Source organism: Paenibacillus sp. FSL K6-1318 (assembly GCF_037976905.1).
In the GTDB taxonomy this organism is placed as follows: Bacteria; Bacillota; Bacilli; order Paenibacillales; family Paenibacillaceae; genus Paenibacillus; species Paenibacillus amylolyticus_A.
Window position 1 is genome coordinate 6,207,687 of sequence record NZ_CP150270.1, and the last position, 19,068, is coordinate 6,226,754.

Annotated in this window: 11 protein-coding genes; 1 reads left to right on the plus strand and 10 read right to left on the minus strand. The window is 49.7% G+C overall.

Annotation, left to right across the window (positions count from 1 at the left end):
* The first annotated feature begins 393 nt into the window (after positions 1–393).
* Positions 394–1,569: a pectate lyase gene (gene pelA / locus NYE45_RS27840; RefSeq protein WP_340014772.1), complete on the plus strand. Its 1,176-nt coding sequence runs from the start codon at positions 394–396 to the stop codon at positions 1,567–1,569.
* Positions 1,570–1,675: 106 nt separating this feature from the next.
* Here pelA and NYE45_RS27845 read toward each other — a convergent pair whose 3' ends face one another.
* From NYE45_RS27845 to NYE45_RS27890, 10 genes are all read right to left on the minus strand, one after another.
* Positions 1,676–2,155: a glutathione peroxidase gene (locus NYE45_RS27845; RefSeq protein WP_062836886.1), complete on the minus strand. Its 480-nt coding sequence runs from the start codon at positions 2,153–2,155 to the stop codon at positions 1,676–1,678.
* 152 nt (positions 2,156–2,307) lie between these two features.
* Positions 2,308–3,120 carry a (2Fe-2S)-binding protein gene (locus NYE45_RS27850; protein ID WP_340014773.1) on the minus strand — a complete coding sequence of 271 codons (813 nt, stop codon included), beginning with the start codon at positions 3,118–3,120 and terminating at the stop codon, positions 2,308–2,310.
* A 93-nt stretch (positions 3,121–3,213) separates the two neighbouring features.
* Positions 3,214–4,101: an ABC transporter ATP-binding protein gene (locus NYE45_RS27855; protein ID WP_340014774.1), complete on the minus strand. Its 888-nt coding sequence runs from the start codon at positions 4,099–4,101 to the stop codon at positions 3,214–3,216.
* A gap of 494 nt (positions 4,102–4,595) precedes the next feature.
* Positions 4,596–7,796, minus strand: coding sequence for a hypothetical protein (locus NYE45_RS27860; RefSeq protein WP_340014775.1), 3,201 nt, complete (start codon positions 7,794–7,796; stop codon positions 4,596–4,598).
* The gene (locus NYE45_RS27865) at positions 7,793–9,052 is read right to left on the minus strand and encodes a hypothetical protein (protein ID WP_024632789.1); all 1,260 of its coding nucleotides are present in this window, start codon (positions 9,050–9,052) and stop codon (positions 7,793–7,795) included. The genes NYE45_RS27860 and NYE45_RS27865 overlap by 4 nt, the downstream gene beginning before the upstream one ends.
* A gap of 89 nt (positions 9,053–9,141) precedes the next feature.
* Positions 9,142–9,795, minus strand: coding sequence for a beta-mannanase (locus tag NYE45_RS27870; RefSeq protein WP_340014776.1), 654 nt, complete (start codon positions 9,793–9,795; stop codon positions 9,142–9,144).
* Between the two features lie 13 nt (positions 9,796–9,808).
* Positions 9,809–11,092 carry a vWA domain-containing protein gene (locus tag NYE45_RS27875; RefSeq protein ID WP_340014777.1) on the minus strand — a complete coding sequence of 428 codons (1,284 nt, stop codon included), beginning with the start codon at positions 11,090–11,092 and terminating at the stop codon, positions 9,809–9,811.
* A gap of 85 nt (positions 11,093–11,177) precedes the next feature.
* A complete protein-coding gene (locus NYE45_RS27880) occupies positions 11,178–13,625 on the minus strand; it encodes a transcription initiation factor TFIID (RefSeq protein ID WP_340014778.1) in 2,448 nt (815 codons plus the stop codon).
* Position 13,626: 1 nt separating this feature from the next.
* On the minus strand, positions 13,627–17,016 hold the full coding sequence (locus tag NYE45_RS27885; protein WP_340014779.1) for a tubulin-like doman-containing protein: 3,390 nt from the start codon (positions 17,014–17,016) through the stop codon (positions 13,627–13,629).
* 18 nt (positions 17,017–17,034) lie between these two features.
* The gene (locus NYE45_RS27890; protein WP_145149483.1) at positions 17,035–18,828 is read right to left on the minus strand and encodes a VWA domain-containing protein; all 1,794 of its coding nucleotides are present in this window, start codon (positions 18,826–18,828) and stop codon (positions 17,035–17,037) included.
* Between the last annotated feature and the right edge of the window lie 240 nt (positions 18,829–19,068).

Below are 19,068 nucleotides of genomic sequence, written 5' to 3' on the forward strand. Positions count from 1 at the left end.
CTTCTTAATCGATACTGTATATGTGATTTATTTCACTTTATACACTCATTATAATGTGATCTTTTTCACATTGCAATAGGTTGAGCAAAAAAAGTTTGTTGAAAGAGGGGATTCCCATGTATTCAAGCCTTTCTTCCCTTCATTTTATTGATTTCATTTTCCCCGGATTCGAGTCAATTTATGCTATGCAAAGGCTTCCGCGTTCCCTGTATGGACGCATAAAGTTAGAAGCGTGCCCTGCATTCATGTTTTACTTGTACAAAAAATAAATGGCTTCAATTTTAATTACAGGGTTGATTTTTAAAATGGTAAGCGCTTACAATAATATCAATCCTTTAAATGGATTTTATGTAAATTAAACACCAAATCTCATTTCATTCAGGAGGCGTTCATTTGAAGAAACGTTCAATGCCTGTCGTATTCCGCATGGTTCCCGTTACGCTTGCCATCACTATGATGACAACTGGATTATCCATCCCCTCTGCTGCTGCATCTGTCGATTCTCCACCCGTTACGATTAAAACGGAGGTTCTGTCCTCCAAACTCCCAGCAGGTGCCGATGTGTCTTCACTGCTTCAAAAGTTCAGGGATGTCAGTCATTTTGCAACTGGCGATCTGGTCAAAGATACGGCCTATGCCCTAAATATCGTTTCGTGGCAAATGCCGCACGGTGGATTTTACAAAGACATGGAAGAGCAATATGCAGCCCCTTGGGATGGTGTAACAGCACGATCAGGCTGGAAAGATCCAAATGGCATTGAACTTGGTACGTTTGATAATGATGCGACAACTTCCGAAATCCGCTTCCTGGCAGACATGTATGAGAAAACAGGCAATCTGGCCTTTAAGAACAGTGTTCGTAAAGCCGTAGACTTTATCTTGGTCTCCCAATATTCATCCGGGGGATGGCCTCAGGTCTATCCCAAACGCAGTAATTACTCCGACGCGGTGACTTACAACGACAATGCCATGGTGCAAACAATGGTTTTGCTAGATGATATGGTTGAGCGAAGAAGTGGGTTTAACAACGATATATTGACCACCAATGACCGCAGCAAGCTCAAGAAAGCTCTGGACAAAGGAATTGATTATACACTGAAAGCACAAATTATCAATGATGGTTTGCCCACCGTTTGGGGTGCACAGCATGATCCTGCGACCTACGCTCCTGTGCCGGGCAGAGCGTATGAACTAGCCTCCAAGTCGGGATCAGAGTCGGTGGCGATTACTGCTTTTCTCATGTCCAGGCCCCAGACTCCCGAGATTGAACGAGCTGCGATAGGGGCTCTGCGTTGGTTCGATACGGTGCGAGAGAATGGCACCAAGTATAACCGGCAAGGACCCGTGTATTTTGAACCGGATGCGGGGAGTGTGATCTGGTACCGTTTCTATAACGTGGAAGAAGATGTGCCTTTCTACGCGGATCGGGATGGAATGAAGTATATGAACATTCTGGACATCAGTGAGGAACGCAGACACGGCTACTCTTGGGCCGGAAGCTATGCTCGTAACCTGCTTAAGCTGGCCTCTGATCAAGGCTATTACACGCTAAGCAAGCCCTTGCCTTGATCTTGGAACCTCTACCTACTGATAGCTAAAGCCACGTCGTATACGAAGTCACTTAAAAAAAGCCTATCCTCGTTTATGCAAGGATAGGCTTCTCAACGTTCATGTATTAACCGAGCAATTTCTCGATATCTGCAATCATGGTCTCCGGGGATTCTTTCGGTTCAACACGACCTACCACTTCACCTTCACGGTTAACAAGGAACTTGGTAAAGTTCCATTGGATGTCGCTTGTTTCGCCTACGCCAGGTTGTTGCTCCTTCAGGTATTGGAATAGAGGATGTGTTTCCTCACCATTCACATCTACCTTGGCGAACACCGGAAAATTCACACCATAGTTAATCTGGCAAAATGATTCGGCTTCCTCACTTGTACCTGGCTCCTGCCCTCCAAACTGGTTACAAGGGAAACCCAGTACAACCAAGCCTTGATCGCGATAACGATCGTAGAGCTTTTGCAATTCACCGTATTGCGGGGTCAGTCCACACTTGCTGGCTGTATTGGCAATGACCAATACCTTACCTTGATACAGATCCAGTGAGACTTCCTGGTTCGCGGTAGTTACCGCCTGATATGAATATACGGACATGACTGATTCCTCCCATGACATATGTTGGTTTGGACTGTTGCGAGCACGTTGGCATAACCAATGAACCTACAGCCTGTCTTATTATTATAAACCTGATCGGATGCGATTACCAAATTTCGGATCTACCCATATCCCTTTGCTCCCGACTCACTTCAACCTGACTTGGCAGCCACAATCGCATCGTACCGCTCTTGCCGCTCGGCCTTGGTCAGTTTGGGACAGCTGTAACAGTAGTTCTGACCACCGTACACCTGATAGTGCAGGCAGCATGTCGGCTTCATTAGCATGGTCTCTCCCGGTTGATGGGGATTAGCAATCTCGACCGGTTTGAAGGACAGCATATTCTTGCGCAACCCAAGAATCTCCGGTGGCAAGGAGATGACATGCTCATATCCCTGAATTACAGCTTCTCGTTCCGATTCCGTAATGTCCATCTTTACCACCGTCGTCTTGAACCATCTCAGGATGGATGCAAGCTGTGCCCACATCTGTCCCGTGTTTGCTTCTCCGGCAAGGGCCACCCCTTCAATTAATGGGCGCAGTTGTTCACCGTAATATGCTGTAAGCAACTCATTCCGCCAGTGGGATGCATCTTCAACACCGTTGATGACTGATCCAGGATGGGCATGCTCGGTTGCATCTACAAGTTGAAAATGGGGTACAGGACGCCCTTCCTGAACCTCCAACTGCAATTGGATATTCTCCAGCGAAATATTCAGCGACGCATCACACATAGACGTCATGTAATGAATACCGAGCACCAAACCGCGAACAGAGTGCATGAAATATACAGCAGCAGAGCGAAGAGAATCTGCACGCAGGTGCTTATTATAGGCTTCGAGCATAAGCTTTGCGTTCTCCGGATGTCTTAACAATATCAAAGGCATGCCAAAAACCGGTTCGTTAACCGGACCGGTCGTTATACGTCCATATTGCTCTAACCACGTGTAGTTGATTGCTCCCATTGGTTGCAAACCTCCCATGAATGCGAATGAGCCGCGTGCATTATGCACAGCGGCTTCATTCTATAATGTAAGGACCACGTATGGCCCATTTGGTTAACTTCCTGTCGCTTGACGAGCACGTTGCTCTGTCCGTCCGCCCGCATGAACCATCGCGCTGTTCATGACCATCTGATCTGGCGTTTTCGATTGCTGACGCTCACCTGCAAGAGCGTATGGCAAGCAAAGCGGCACACCAGAGCGCGGATCAGTTACGATATCTGCTTCGATGTTAAATACTTCACGAAGTACATCCGTGTTCATAACTTCCACGGGTGAACCATGTGCAATGGCTTTACCTTTTTTGATACCAATCATGTGATGAGCATAACGGGAAGCATGATTCAGGTCATGCACAACCATAACAATGGTACGGTTGGCTGTGGCATTCAGCTGCTCCAGCAATTGCAGTACTTCCAGCTGGTGAGCCATATCCAGGAACGTTGTCGGCTCGTCCAGGAAAAGGATGTCCGTTTCTTGAGCAAGTGCCATGGCAATCCAGGCACGTTGACGCTGTCCACCGGACAGTTGATCGATCGGACGATCATGGAATTCCGTCATGGCTGTTACTTCAATAGCCCATTCAATCATGCGTTTATCTTCAGGACGCATGGAACCAAATCCTTTTTGATAAGGAAAACGTCCGTAGGATACCAGTTCAGTAACGGTAAGTCCTTCAGGGGCTGTCGGGTTCTGTGGCAAAATCGCAAGCTGCTTGGCAACTTCACGCGTAGACTGCTTATGGATGGACTTCCCGTCGAGCAATACACTACCTGCTTTTGGAGCCATAATACGTGCCATCGTTTTCAGGATGGTTGACTTCCCTGAACCATTGGCTCCAACAAGTGCTGTAATTTTTCCTTGGGGGATCTGAATATTCAGATCCTCTACAATTAGTCTTTCCTCATAAGCGATATCCAGCTTGGTCGTCTCCAGACGAAACATGCGATCATCCCTCTCTCATTTATCCCGGTTATGTAATCCGGCTATCGACAACGAAAACGAAATTGTAATTCTGAGTATTTCCGGCGCAAAAATCTTATACACTAAAGATACTGATAATCATTATCATTTGTCAACATAAAAAACCAAATCTTCTGCTTTTTTCGAGCTTTATTCGGTCTTTTTGAAGCAGAGATCTTGCTCTTTTTCCGATTACATATGAGAGCTTTTCTCATTCATTCCGCGCACTTCACCACTTCTGACATTCTTTCGAGCTCTTGAATCGCAAATTTTGTGTCCGAATTGTGAATGACTGATTTATTTTCATGTCATGGCTGTATCCGCCATTTGAAATAAAAAAGATGACCTTGAAATTCAAGTTCAAGGTCATCTCACATACGCTCGTTTAATAAAGTATGAAGTCAGCATATTTCAACATTTGGTCAAAGGGCACTCAATGAATCTATGCATCACGCTCACATAATATGATTTACAGCTTAATCAGGCTGCGGCATCAATTGGATTACCGTCATCCCGCCCTGAGTGCTCTGCACACTGGCAATGCTCTCGGCATCAATATCCGCTGGAAGAACAATCTGCAATCCATACGGATAGAGGCGATCCACCTCTCCAATAGACATCTGTGAAGAAGTCGTCGCATCCGCATCCTGTTCATTGGATACAGATGTATCAGGCGATGCCGTACCTGTAGCTTGGTCTGCAGCGGTGCCTTGATCCGTGTCTCCACTCGCAGCATTGGATGATGCATTCGTCCCTGTATCCGTTGTTGCATCGGTGGCAGGATCTGAAGTGGCATCACCCGATGTGGCTGGATCTGCCTGCTGATCGCCATCCTCCGTCTGCTCTGTGTTCCCCGCGTTTCCCGCTGAGGAACCATCCGTGCTTCCTTCGGAAGTACTTCCTGAACCATTATCGGAGGGTTCTTGGAAATCAGGCTCTTCATTCCGATTAAAGCTCTCCCACTTACCTGTAGCATCCAACTCCTGCGTGCTGCCATCTTTCATCGTCAGTTGCAGCGAGCCTTGCTCAAACTCAGTGCTTCCCGTTTCATTCCTGAAACGGATCACCAGTTGAGCAGCGGATTCCGTACCCTCCTGTTCAGTCGCAGGAATCATATAAGCAATCTGCTCCGCGAGCTGTACCTCAGGTTCAGCCGGAATGCCAGGCTCCTCGGTAGATGGTGGGGACGCCGCTGGCGGCTCCTCGGAATTATTCATCCATGCATATGTACCGCCAGCAATACCAAGAACCAGGATCAAGAGAATTAAACCAAACAGGTTTTTCCTTTTACCCGTTAACATCCGCACCAGTGGGGATGACAATTCTGTCTTGGCACGGTCATAGACCGGCTTCATTGTCTTGCTCGTTCTCGCATAATACGGTTTGAAAGCCGACTTCGACTTGAAAGCTTCACGGTCATGGGCTTTGAAGTACGCCACGATCGCATCCGCATATCCTTTATGCGCATTGGAACCCCGGACAAACATTCGATGATCTCCTGACCATTCGAAGAATGGATACAGCCCTTCCGCACGACTTGCATTGGTGCGGATGAATTCAATCAGGCCAGGATAATCCAACCGATTGCTGCCGCTTCCTCCCCGATAGAAGGCCATCGGCAAAGCTTCATATGCCGCGATCCCCGGATGAGCCTGCAGCTCTCCGGCAAGCCAGCGACGCGTCCAGCGTTGAAGTTCATTGCGTTCTGCCAGGGAAAGTGCTTCCAATGCCTCTTCTTCATTCCCCTCGCCACTAAGCCATGCTCTCGCAGCCAGCATCATGTTCGTTCGAGCAGATACATCAGAGCCCTGACGTGCTGCCCAATCCCGAACTTCATTGCCATGCTGCAAAATATCAATGCTTAACAGCTGTTCACGGTTAACCCGTTCCAGATCCAGATCCTGAATCATAAACAGGTTAATGACATAAGCGAGCTTGTCTGCAAGGCGGGTTAACTCCTCCTGATATGCCGGATCTTGACTGGCAGACGGAGATCCCCCTTTTCGATTAGGGCGGACTGTAGCTTCAGATTGCCCAATTCGTGCCGTAATGCCTGTATCATAAGTATCTTCCACAGACACCACCCTATCGAGCACACTAACCCGCTGGAGCGCTTCATTCGCAGACTGTACCGGATTAGGTGCAGAACATAACCGTTCACGCAGCTCATTGGCTGTCCGCTCCTGCAAGAAGCTGTAGTGGATCGCAGATGGATGGGACGTAACCCATCTTCGGATCACTTCCACGACGCCAGCTGCCGATTCGGTGCGTTTCAGCTGATTGTCCAGATAAGGCTCGAACAACAGCTTGGTGAGCGATTCATTGGCCAGCACTTTATCAAAGAAAGCTCGATTCAGTTGTGGATCTCGATCCAGCACAGCATACAATTCCTGTACAGCACGCATCCGCTTCTGAGCACGGGCATTATTTACACCGTAGATGAAATAGTCAACAATCCAGGATTGCACCACGGGCGCGGCAACACTGAAATATTCTCCAATACGAGCAGCGACGTCTTCTTCGGGTACGTTCTCGCGTTTCACACTGTCCAGTTCTCGGCTGAGTAAGGTCAGGAACAATTCGTTCAGACGTGAACGTTGCCGCGATCCACCTTCCGGCTTCAGATAGGTCAACAAACCACTCAGGACATGGCTTTTGTTATCCAGATACAGGTCTTCCATGCCTTGTTCAAGACCATAGAACACCGCAAGTTCGCCGTAAGCTTCAATGGAAAGATCCCTTCCAGGCTCCATGCCAGATAGCATTTCATCGGCAAACGTATAGAACGCATCCGCCGCAGCAGGTTCCTGCAATAAGGCCCAAGCGAATTCCGCATAAGGTAACTTCGCCACAGATGCATCCGCATGCGTCACTCTGCCGGATACCAGATCAAAGGTGAAATCCTTCTCCGTATTCCGATCTTTCGGACGCAACGTACCCCGCTCTACAAACTGAACGTGAATGCCTTTCTTGGCCTGCGGCTCCTTGGCAAACGTCATGAATCCCAGCTGCCGCCGGAATGCGTATGGTAAAGCCGTGTACAGCAAACGTAGCAATCCTTTGGCCCCTGCGGTGACTTCCTCTGCGGGAAGGTCCAGCGCAATATATACTTTTCTGCGTGTCGCTACAGACTGCATTACGGCGTAGAGCAAACGCTTGAAAAGCACTTCGTTCATTTTCAAGGCGCTTAGCACTTGGGTTGGTGATGAATCAGGACCACTTCCCGGTGAGATGGGCAATTCAGCAAGCGCCGGCAGGACTGTACCTTGTTCGATGTCATAGGACGTGGCGAACACAGCATCCAGCCAGCCGCCTTGCTTCATTTGATCTTCCGAGCGTTCGGGAGACAAGACGTAATTATGAGCGAAAAAGGCGCTGCGCAGCCCGGTGAAATCCGCCGACTGGTACACATTTTGCCCAAGGATCGTCTCTCCACTCTCCAGATGAAGCAGGTGAATGGAAGCCGGAAACTTCGTCTCGTCCTTCTCGCTACGGCCTATTAGCTCCGCTGGAGCGTCATAGACACAGTAGGGGTGAAGCACTTTTTTGATAAAAGAAGGGTCCAGTCCCGGCGATGCCGCAACCGTATCGAACCCCTCTGTTGTGCGAAACACCCCGCGCCGCTCTCGGGTATACAACTGTTGTTCAATGGGCGGGGTTACGGAAGAACGCATCATCCCACTCTCCCCTCAATGTACTTCAACTTGTACAACAGCCATAGGAAGGGTTCATCCACGCGAATCGGGCTAACCACACCCTGCAATTTCATATCCACTGGATTGCTGCCCAGCGCAGATACTGCGAAATAGGCTGTATCCTTGAAGTACACATCCATCGTGCCCTTGAACGGACGGTCCACCTTCTCGATAAAACGCCGGATCTCCCCGTCGATATTCTCGAACTCGGTTAAGTCAAACCAATCGCGGTGTACCATGTTGCGGAACACGTTACTATTCGATTTGATATAATCCCCCTCTTCATCCTTGAGGGAATGCAGCATGTCGCTTTTCGTGAGCACAACAGCTGTTGGAATATTGGTCTTGGCTTTGTCCTGGTACGCGATAAAATCTCCGAACATCGTCAGCACCACATCGCGCGGCTCATCGTATCGTGGTGTCCACTCTCCCGGCTCGTTGCCGAGGTTAATGCGGATTTTGTCCCGAATCGAACGAATCTGAAGCGGGTCCACCATGAACAGGATACCTGCCGAGTTCTTGATGTGCTGCCCGTGAAGTCCGAGATAATCCTGCTCCACCATACCTTCACCCGCAACGTCAAAGAACACCAAGGTCAACGGCGCTTTATCTTCGTCCTTGAACACAAACTGGAAGATAAACGGTTCTTGCAACTTCTCCTTCTGCGTCGAATCCAGCAGATCGCCCCGTTCAAACAATGGTTCTTCATAATCCGCACGGAACCGTCGGCTAATCTCCGCATTCAGTGGCATGCAAGCCGCGTCAAAATGATCCGCTGTATAATGCTGCAATGTATGAATTAATGAAGTCATGTAGACGGATTTACCCACCTGGGACGCACCAATAATGGAAATGATGTTGCTCGGTGCTTTACCTGCCGTAACAGGCAGCTCGTTATGACATTGCGGACACAACCGGCGGCGTGTAACGACACCGTACCGATCGTTCAGACCCATCACGATGTTATCAGAATAAATCCGATGTTCCTCTGGTACATCATGCGGAGCCAATACGGCCTCCATATCAAATACCGTGTCGAGTCCGAACCTTTCACGATACCGATTCAGCTTCGCATCTTCCCCGAGTGCATAGTCCTCATCATCATCACGATGATGGGCAGCGCGGAACACGACCTCTTCCGGTGAAAACTTACTGAAACAATAAGGGCATACAATATCGTAAAACAGCGGACGTTCCTCCGGCTGTTGTCTCTTCAAAAACCGACTAAAAAAGCTCATAGCCACTCCCCTCCCCTGATCAGTTAGACTAAGGTGATTACACTTGCACTACGATGACAGAGTAACCTTCCAATCGCTAGTGCAACTATCTAGTCTGATATAAGCCGATAGGCGGCTCCATATTTCGGTCCGTCTGTGAAGAATAACCGCACATAATCATCCTTGGCGACTTCCACGGGCGGCATCTCATTTCTTCCGGGAGCAAAATCACTCACAAAAGGATACACCGTACCATCTTCCTTATTCAGCGGAACCCCTCCCTGCTTGCGAACATAACAGAGTGCTTCCTTCGGAACAGGCACTTCCGCTGTGACGGTGATCAATACACTTTTCCGTTTCTGAAAAAAACCGCTCTTGTAGCGAATGGAAAAGCGGATGTCCGCCTTCCCTGCGCTTGCAATCACCATGTTGTCCTCGTCTCGTTGACGGATCAGCACAGGTCCATCTTCCTGCATCTGACACACATAAACCGTGTACTTGATGGCACCAAAACCCGTGATCCGATCCGTGTATCCATTGCTCGCCTTATATTCCTCTCTCGTGTACAGCTTCAGCTTGCCCTGTGCAGGCTGTTCTCCGGTACGATCATCGCTCATCATATCCAGCTCCAGGCGTTCCACATACACAGCTTCTACCCGTTCTGGCCAGAGCCAGCGAAGTGTACAACGTCCTTCGTCCACCGCAAGTGTCAGTTTTCGAATCAAGGGTGTCGAAGGGTCTGCATCCGTAAACCGCATTTCCATTGACCTCCCGACGTTAGAATCCTTTGCTGCGTGTATCTCTTGGTCTCTGACCGAACCCTTCAGCTGAAGAAGTTCCGCCCCCAGCTTCACGACGACCTCGGCTCTTCCGCGGCGTGTTCTCCTTAATCGGAACAATCCAGGAGAACAGGGTCAGTACGCCAGACAAAATGAGCATCGCACCAAGTCGTACGAATGTATCACCCACGTTCGAACCGTCGAGTCCCCACTCAAGCAGAAGCCCTGCCAGTAGACCCGATACGGCACCACCAATACCAAAGCTGAGGGCGAGATGACGGTTATCAAACACGAGTCCGAGTGATACACCCAGCGCCACGCCAATCAGTAACACGGCTGCTACACGGAAAATCGCCAGATAAACGCTATGCTCCATCATGCCTGTACGCTCCGTTACCAGCGTCCGTTCATCAATCGTATCGTAGATCTGCTGGAATGCCAGATTCAGACCACCGGAATCCGGTACATCATAGTACATGCCACCCGTTTGCTGAGCAATATTACGCAGCAGATCCGTACCTGATGGGTCCACCAGGCTTAGGCCGACCGTATTGATCGATATCTGTTCATTGGTATATTGGGACAAAATATCGGCCGTATCCGCTTCACTGAAGCCATCGGATAACAAGATGACAACTGTACCGCGTTTCGGGTCCTGTTTGCCCTGAATCTGTTCCATGCCTTCCCGCAGCACGGCATCAAAATTGGTGCCGCCTGAAGTCGTGACAATGCCATCGATTTTGCCATAAACCTCATTCTTGGTCGCGTCACTATCCAGCGCAATAAACGGCTGCAACAACTGCGGTTGGTCATCAAATGTAATGACAGCTACCTGTTTGTCACTCTCCATTTGACTGATCAGTGTCTTGGCTGCTTCAAAGCGTCCGTTATCCGGATCTGTCTCGCTCATGCTGCCCGAGTTGTCGATCATTAGTACGATGTCCTTGACTTGCTTCACACCGCCTGGATTGATCTGATACAACAATTGCAGGGCGAGTCCAACAACAAACAACAGAGCGAGTGTTGCCGGAACAAGCAGTTTCCACGACAGTCCCAGATACCGGAGCTTCCATGAAGCGCCATTCAGCTTGGGTGAGATCATCTCTGCGATCAAACAGAACAATCCAACGCTCAGCGCCAGTACGCCAAAGTATAATCCCATCAGCAACAGACGCGGCATTTCCCCAAGCCATTGTCGCAGCATGATTTCTCCTGCCGCAAAGCCCACTGCCCCGCCAATCAGGCTGAACAGGACCAGGAGAAGATTGATTTTTCGCTGCATGTCTACATGCATCCTTTCCATACCAGCCGTAAACAGGCTGAGTTAATACAAGATTGGTGCTGGGTGTAGGACACCGCCAGACGTCTTAACGGATGGGTGACAACTTCTCCACCAGACCTGCGGGGTGAAATTCATAGCCATTTTCCGTATATGAGTCGTAATATACCTTACCGTTCCGATACACCATGAGATCCTCCAGATGGAAACCTCCCATCAGATTGAGCTTCTCTACACCACTACTGCGTTCTTCGTACACCACACCCAACTTGTAGATGCGAGACGTCTCTTCGGCATGTGCCGCGTAGTCCATGAAAGCACTATGATGGTCACCAAAGAAATACTTCTCTTCATACCGATGTTCCTGCGTATAATCGAATACCCGTATCCGAACGACCGCCTGATCCTCCAGCGTGTGGTATAACCTGCGGAACAGATCATCCCGGGTCAAAACGTCCTTGTCTCCGTAGGCAATCGTTACATTGGCCCGCTGCAACAGCTCTTCTTCAAATGGCAATCGCAATGGCTCGGCCGTAAGCAGCAACGAGTGACATACCTCCATCAGACGTTTCAGCAGACGGTCATCGCCTTCCGTTGCGAGCCGGTTCATGTCGCCCATGTAACGGTCCTCAAACCATACATCACGTCCGCGCTTGGCTTCCAAGTCAGTGATGAGCTCTTCCGTCACTTTGCCGTAGTACTCCATCACGTTCTGCCCGATGTATTCATCCGCAGCGGCGATACTTTGGACAGCCGTTTCTCGCAGTGTGCGTTCCAGCGCTTCAAGTGCTGCTGTGACGTGACGACTGAAACGGTGAAGCTCTTCCATCTCCGTATCGTAGATACGGAGCAGCTGTAACTCATTTTCCAATCGCAATAATTCCACTTTCGGTACATACACCCGCTCCAGCATACAGTCAATCAGATTGCGTACATTCTGTTTATCACGGAACAACGCTCGTTTGAATGACTGATCTTCCACTCGCTCTTGCTGACGTTGCTCCAGCAGAGCACGTGCGGATTCAAGCTGCATCGATTTATCCCGAATCAGTGCGAGCAGCGCTTCACGTACACTGCCAGGATCACTGTCACTCCAGGCCGCCCACTGGAAGTAGCCAACCTCTGAATGCTCCGCTCGGGACTGTTCAGCCTGACGGCGCAGAGAGCCGCCAGAGCTACGCTCACGCACACGTTCCTCCACAAGACGAACGACGTTATCGCGGAAGTACGCCTCGGCTCCTTGTCCGAACAACGCTCTCTCCGCTTCACGCAGCGAGAGCGGCTTGAGATCGGAGAAACCAACGTTATGCGTCATGATGCCACTCATGCCACTAACCAGATCTTCATCGGGGAGCAGACCTTCGACTTTGCGTTCCACAGAGACCGCATCGAGTCCGAAGAAAGCGAGCTTGTCCTTGATACTCCAGTCCGGCTCCTGCCGCATGCGTGCGAGCAGATACCGATACAGGTGGTATAAAACCGCCAGTGCAATTGGCTTGTTTGGCCGCCTGATCTCGGCAAAACCCGCGCTTGCATAACCATGCTGATCAGAGGTGGTACGAATATTGTTTTTAAAAGATGTATTGTTGTACGTGTTCGCTCCCGTACTTGAAACGCTACCCGAGTGATCCGTATCCTGCTTCCGGTTCTTCAGCAGGCAGATCCGGCAGATGATCTCGGCATTTTCGATCCAGCCACCAGGAACGCCGGTTCCACGCTCATTTTTGTCAGACAACAGGTATACCAGATCAAACAACGGCGAAGCGGGATGTGCGACGGGAATGGAGATCCCATCCTCCGTCACCAGCAGTTTACCGCTGAACGTGTAGTCCAGCGACTGCATATAATCCAGTTCCCGCAGAAAAGCGAGGCCTGCTGCGCTGGCATATCCGAAGGAGTCCACCTGTTCCATCTCGCTGACCAATACATGCAGATCTGTCTGCACCGACTTGAAGGCTTGGGCCAAAATGGTCTCCGTCAGCTTGGTGAGCTCTGGCAATAATACATTCAACGGATCATCCGCTCTGGTTACCACCGTAACGTAAATCCGATCAAATGACGAGTACAACCGTCCATATTCGGCAATTCGGTTACTGACCCGCCGAAGCGTACGATTCAGGTCAAATAGCGCCTGATCGGATTCGTGGAAACTGCGGTGCACATCCTTACGCCGCGTTTTGGACGGTCGCTCCGTCTGCCCAGCGGACAGAGGCAAGCGGTGACGAGTCACCTGCCCATCGTTGGACGAGCCACCATTCCTCGTTTCAACCAGACGTGATTCCTGATCTTCTGTCCCGATCTGAACGTAGACCACACCATCTCCGTTATCCCATTTCAGCCGATTGATCTCCTGCACGGCAGACACGGCAGGTGCAACCAGATCACCTACGAAAAGGAACAAAGCCGGGTAATGGATACTGCTGCGTCCATCACCCAGGCTGCCTTGACGCTCCTGCTCTATTGCATACTGTGCTGCATACTTCTCCAGATCGCGCTTCAGGGTATTGTTCGAATTGAACTCCATCCCGGTCATCATCTTACTTCAGCCTTCTGCGAATGTCGTTCAGCTTGGACGACATCGTTCTGTAGAACTGATAGATGTCTTCTCCGTTAGCCAGTTCTACCCGCTCGTATTCGAGACGATCACGCGATTCCATGAACAGTGCCGCCAGATCATCCAGCTTTGTCAGCAGTGGGGTGATATCCTCAGAAGCTGTAAGATCGTTATCGCGGCGGGAGGCTTTGCGCAGCAATGTACTGCGATCCTTCTCCGCCAGACCGCGGAAGTTGCCAAACACTTCATACTCGGCAAAGTTACGGCTCTTCATCAGGTTCGCGAACGGCTCCCATGCGTCTTCTTCCGGGTCACGGTCGTAGACGTAGAGCGCACCTTTTTTGACGATGGTGTCGGTATATAACGCTTCGATGAAGCGGTCATACCATTGCTCCTCGTCCTGGTACTGGGCAAGAATGCCTTCGAGTTCGGCGACTTTGGCCGAGATGGCATTCATCTTCGCCAGTTCCTCACGTACGCGCGCGATCAGCTGCGGGGAGCGTACCAGGTTTTCTTTGGCCATATCTTCATTAATACTGCCGAAAATATCCTTAACGCCTACACGCGGCAACCCTTCAGATTGCAGACGCTTCAGCTCGATCACGGCCCGCTTCACTTCGCCGAGGTTCGGTGTAGTGGACGTCAGACGCATGTCGTAGGCTCCCAGTTTGGCAGACAAATCAAATGCTTCTGTCGTCACAATCGCATACCGGTTGCTTGTATTCTCATCAATGGATTTGGCTGTCACGATGTTGTATCCGAGCGCCTGCTCGAATTCATTACGAACACGAGCGTTATATTGCTTCACGCGGGCGTTCTCGTACACATCTCCCCATGATTTCTCTGGAATCGGAGACGGCAGATAGGTCCAGTTGTTTTTCTCCGTTTGCACCAAGTGACGACCAATGCCTTCTTTGTCCAAAATGGTACGTTCATAACTTTCCTCATATACCTTGAGCGGTGTATACACAAAGAGCGGTACGCCGTTACGGGTATTCAGCCAGAAAATCCGGTTACGTACTTCACTTTCCTTGACGGTAAAATGAGATTTGCCCACCGCATTGTTCTGATAATTGCGAATCCCTTTCAGAATGCCTGGCGCCTGTGCCGGTACCGATACAAATCCCCATGAAGGGAAATGCAGACTGCCTGTACTGTTGCTCAGATTGAACACCGGAACGGCTTCATCATCCAGCTTGCCGGCAATGAAACGTTCCACGAATTTCTCGACCGACTCATCCTTACCGTATTTGATCACCAGGAAATCTTCCATGGAACGAGTAATCAGATCACCAAATTTCTCACTCAGGAAGTCGGAGATGGAGCTGACGATATCAATCTCGTTCTCTTTCACCCATTGGCTGGAGTTTTCCAGCAATTCACGAGAGAAGTCACGAATCAGATCATCCGTATCGCGCTTGTCCAGTAGTCCATCCACCACACTGACGATATCCGGTACACTTACGACGTTCCAGTAATATGTTTTGTTGCCTTTGTGATCGGCTTGTTCTTCGCCACGTGTCAGCAGGTCACCATTCTTGGCGAATATCGAGCTGAGGGCGTTGAGCGTTTCGGTAAATACGTTATAAATGCGGCTGTTCTCCTGGTTCAGCAACTCATACAGATCTTCATAGAACTCGATCATCTGATCGTTGCGTTCCACGTCAGCGTGCAGCCAGTACTCATGAATTTTTGCTTCAATATAAGCATTCTTTTTCTTCTCTTTGGAGACAAAAGCACTCTTTGCATCGCCCAGCTTCTCTTCGGACTGCTCCTGAGCTGCTTCAATATCACGCGGAATGCGGAAGGCATTCTCACGCAACGTTTCGATGTACGACTGAATCATTTTCAGTACACAGAAACCTTTTTCCGTATAAATCAGACGGGAGACATAGAACGGACCTTGTTCGGGGTGCAAAAACATACGCCGGATCTGTTCGGTGAACTGGCCGGCAATCTCACCCGGCAGCTGTTTCTTCGCCTTGATGTATTCTTCACGGGCACGAGCCAGGAAGTTCTGTTCCAGCTCGGTATCCATATTCACAACCTGTGATTTCACCACATTGCCATAGGACAGACGCTCACTGTTCTGATAACCAGGCAGCGGCTCAGGCACACGTGCTTCAAAGGACTTGACCACACTTTCGAGATCAATGCCCAGCTTGCGGGCAAACTTCTCGGTATCCTCCTGGTTCGGTGCTTTGGAGAACATGGTGTTCATTTTGTCGAACATCCGGTAAGCCAGATACGTGGTCATCTCTTCAATCGGCAGTACAGCCGAAGAGGCACCGATGATGTTGTAATCATAGTTAGCCGGGTACACCTTGTTCATCTGTGCAATGTTAGTGCGAATGTTGCTGATATAGTCATGGATCGCGAACTCCTCACCCGACTGCTTCTCCTCACTTGCCATGAAATTGGTAATGTTCTCGGCCGTGACGTTCATGCAGTAATCGTAGGCGTTCTCCAGCAATTTGCCTTCGGTATTCGTTGCAGAGATCAGGTGACACAGGTTAAATGGCGGCAGTGGTGAGTTGACCGTTAAAATATTGCCGTACTTCTGTGTGAATCGCTCACCGCGGCTATCCACGTTCATCCAGTAATCCAGCTCTTTGAGCGCTGCATATCCGTTCTTACGAATGTATTCACGCGTGTGCTCGCTCAAGCTTTTGTTGGACAGGTTCACGTCTGGCGTGAACAGATATCCCAGCGTATTCACGCGGTCAATCCCGGCAGAGCCGTGATCCCGTTCGATAATGCCTCGCACGATATAGGAAATATCGAGGAAGCAACCACTGCCAGTACCGCCGGACAGACCTGTCAACAGGAACACCATCAGTTTTTTGTTGGTGCCTACGGATAGGGTTTTGATCTTTTTGTCGATGGCCTGAACGACCTGATTAATCTTCGTGAACAGGAGCAGACGTCCAGCCTGACGCACCCCTGCGGCGCCGTTCATGCCGTCCGTGATGCTCAGTTCGGGAGACAGCCAGTCCGTAATGTACGGCTCCAGCACGCTGCGGTTTTGAAGAAGTCCGCCAATCTCGGCATTGGACAGCAATACGAATTCATTGATTGGATCAAGTCCGATCCCTTTATACTTTTTGGCACGATCCTGTTCGTTCGTCTCAAAAGCCAGAAACTCCACATTATCCGGCTTGTCCATTTTTTTCTTGGATACCGGATCCTGTGGCAGCTTGAAACGACGGTTGATCTGATATTTGAGACGCAACAGTGCGTCAATTCCCGTTCCTCCCAGACCAATAATCAGAATGGGGTTATCAATCGTATCGACTCTGATTTTCTCACTGACAATACCTCCGCCAAGTGATACATCCAGTTGCTGAATATGTTCTCTAACAATCGGTTTCATTCGTTGTCCTCCCTTGGATTAAACCAAATACTCGATCAAAATTGTTTTGTCCGCCTGTTGCAGCGGGATGCTCAGTCGGTCACCGTTCTTCAGTTCAACGCCTGAGCTTGCATCGACTGCACGACCGGATTTCTCCAGCGTACCGCCCGCGGTGTTACGGATTATAATTCGATCCCCATTGCTGGGCGTAAATACATATTTTTCGGTTTCCTTCAGCTCAGGGTCCAGTTGCAACAACTGATGCAGATGGAATCTGCCCCGGAAGGATACCAGCTTTTTATATTGCGGATATGACTTGTCTCCTGTGTTCTCATCACGAATCTCCACGACCATTTGGCCTACAAATCCCCGGTTTTTGCGTTTCAGCCAGCCCATCAGGAACCAGGCACCAACACCTACCACAATCAGGGCTATAACACCCAAGATGACAGGCAACCAAGGAAACGGCTTGTCCTGTTCACCACCTGAGGTTGTCGGTTGAGATCCACTTCCGGCTGCTCCGCTCGCATTAATCGTGATTGGCGCACTTTCACGGTAGAAGCTGTCTTCTTCCGCACGGATGATCAACTCATAATTATGATTGTCCGGTACTTCAAACGTTCCGGCAAAACCAGAACCTGTGTTTTCCAGCGGTTGTTCCTCGCTTTTACCTGTATCTACATCTTTCACAACCAGCGTGGCCTTCATATCTGTATACAGATCATTATCCTGAAGTGGCTGACCGCCATTCTCCAGTTTGGCTGCAAGATCAACCTTGTCCCCTTTCGTATAGGACTTGGTCTTAATTGGGTCCACAACGAGCTGAAGATCATAGTTGAACAACAGGTTGATATCGATGCTGTCTTTTGGAGCCCCTTTTACCCGAAGTTTCCAGTCTCCCTCTTGGGGTTTCAACAGCTTCACGAGCGAATAACTCTTCGACGTCGAGAGCTTGGCTGCATCCGAGTTCAGGTCCACGGCTTGCCCGGAAGGGTCTGTCAATTGTACTTCCACCGGCTTCGAGGACATAATCGAGATGTTCGCTTCCAGTACACTGTCATTCGGCACGTTCACGGTAACTTCCTGATAACTGCCGTTTCCTGTTACAGAGGGCAGCTTCACCACGTTCAGTTTGGCATGATCGGCGAAGATTTCACTCAGAATCTGTGGCAGATCATCCGGCGTATCGGTAATGAATGACTTGCCTCCGGTCTGCTGCGCCAGGTCTGCGAGTGCATCCTTATTCAGCTTGCCATCCGCGTTCAGTCCAATCGTATATACCGGAATACCCTGATCCTGTGCTTCCTTCACGGCTTTTGCGAGATCAGCGTCGGATTGTGCCTGTGTACGGCCTTTGGTTTTGTTAAAGTCATTGTTACCATCCGCCAGTAGCACGATCATCGGTGAGTGGGATGGGTCTGCACCATGATTCAGTATGTTCACGGCTTCGGCGACACCAACTGAGACATCGGTATATGGCCCCCGGCCGAGCTGATCAATAAAATCCTTCAGGCTGCTCTTGTCCGCATCGGACTGAATCTCCAGCATAGCCTTTTCCCGCTCCACCTGATCGGTATAAGCGACAATCCCTACCTTGTCCCCCTGGACTGGCAGCATATCAATAAACATTTTCATGGCTTCATTACTGATCTTGTCACGGTCACTTGTATTCATCGAGTTACTTACATCGGCTACAAGTACCGCATCGATTCCGCTCGTCTGTGCCTGAGCCGCTGCAGCTTGTGGCAGCAACGCTTGAGGCAGCAGTAGCGTTAGAATTGCCAGCAGAACCATCGTTCCACTGAGCCAGCGTATTTTGCGTGTCCGCAGCATTGGGTGTACTCCTTCACGTTTGAGATTAAAATGGGAATAGTTTATTATAGGCGTCAAGCCTTAAGGAAATCTTAACAGTCTACTAATAAATTCTGAAAAGCACCCCTATCTTGAGTTACAGTTTTGTAATGACTGACAAAAATCGACGATTTCACGTCTGCAACTGGAACAAAAGTACCAACTATGGAAATATGATATAGTTATTGCCAGCAAACTGCAATATAACAGCGCTTGTTTACC

Excerpts from the sequence above, each read along its gene's own strand:
- NYE45_RS27845 (WP_062836886.1), bottom strand. The coding sequence starts at position 2,155 with ATGTCCGTATATTCATATCAGGCGGTAACTACCGCGAACCAGGAAGTC.
- NYE45_RS27850 (WP_340014773.1), bottom strand. The coding sequence starts at position 3,120 with ATGGGAGCAATCAACTACACGTGGTTAGAGCAATATGGACGTATAACG.
- NYE45_RS27855 (WP_340014774.1), bottom strand. The coding sequence starts at position 4,101 with ATGTTTCGTCTGGAGACGACCAAGCTGGATATCGCTTATGAGGAAAGA.
- NYE45_RS27860 (WP_340014775.1), bottom strand. The coding sequence starts at position 7,796 with ATGATGCGTTCTTCCGTAACCCCGCCCATTGAACAACAGTTGTATACC.
- NYE45_RS27865 (WP_024632789.1), bottom strand. The coding sequence starts at position 9,052 with ATGAGCTTTTTTAGTCGGTTTTTGAAGAGACAACAGCCGGAGGAACGT.
- NYE45_RS27870 (WP_340014776.1), bottom strand. The coding sequence starts at position 9,795 with ATGGAAATGCGGTTTACGGATGCAGACCCTTCGACACCCTTGATTCGA.
- NYE45_RS27875 (WP_340014777.1), bottom strand. The coding sequence starts at position 11,092 with ATGCAGCGAAAAATCAATCTTCTCCTGGTCCTGTTCAGCCTGATTGGC.
- NYE45_RS27880 (WP_340014778.1), bottom strand. The coding sequence starts at position 13,625 with ATGATGACCGGGATGGAGTTCAATTCGAACAATACCCTGAAGCGCGAT.
- NYE45_RS27885 (WP_340014779.1), bottom strand. The coding sequence starts at position 17,016 with ATGAAACCGATTGTTAGAGAACATATTCAGCAACTGGATGTATCACTT.
- NYE45_RS27890 (WP_145149483.1), bottom strand. The coding sequence starts at position 18,828 with ATGCTGCGGACACGCAAAATACGCTGGCTCAGTGGAACGATGGTTCTG.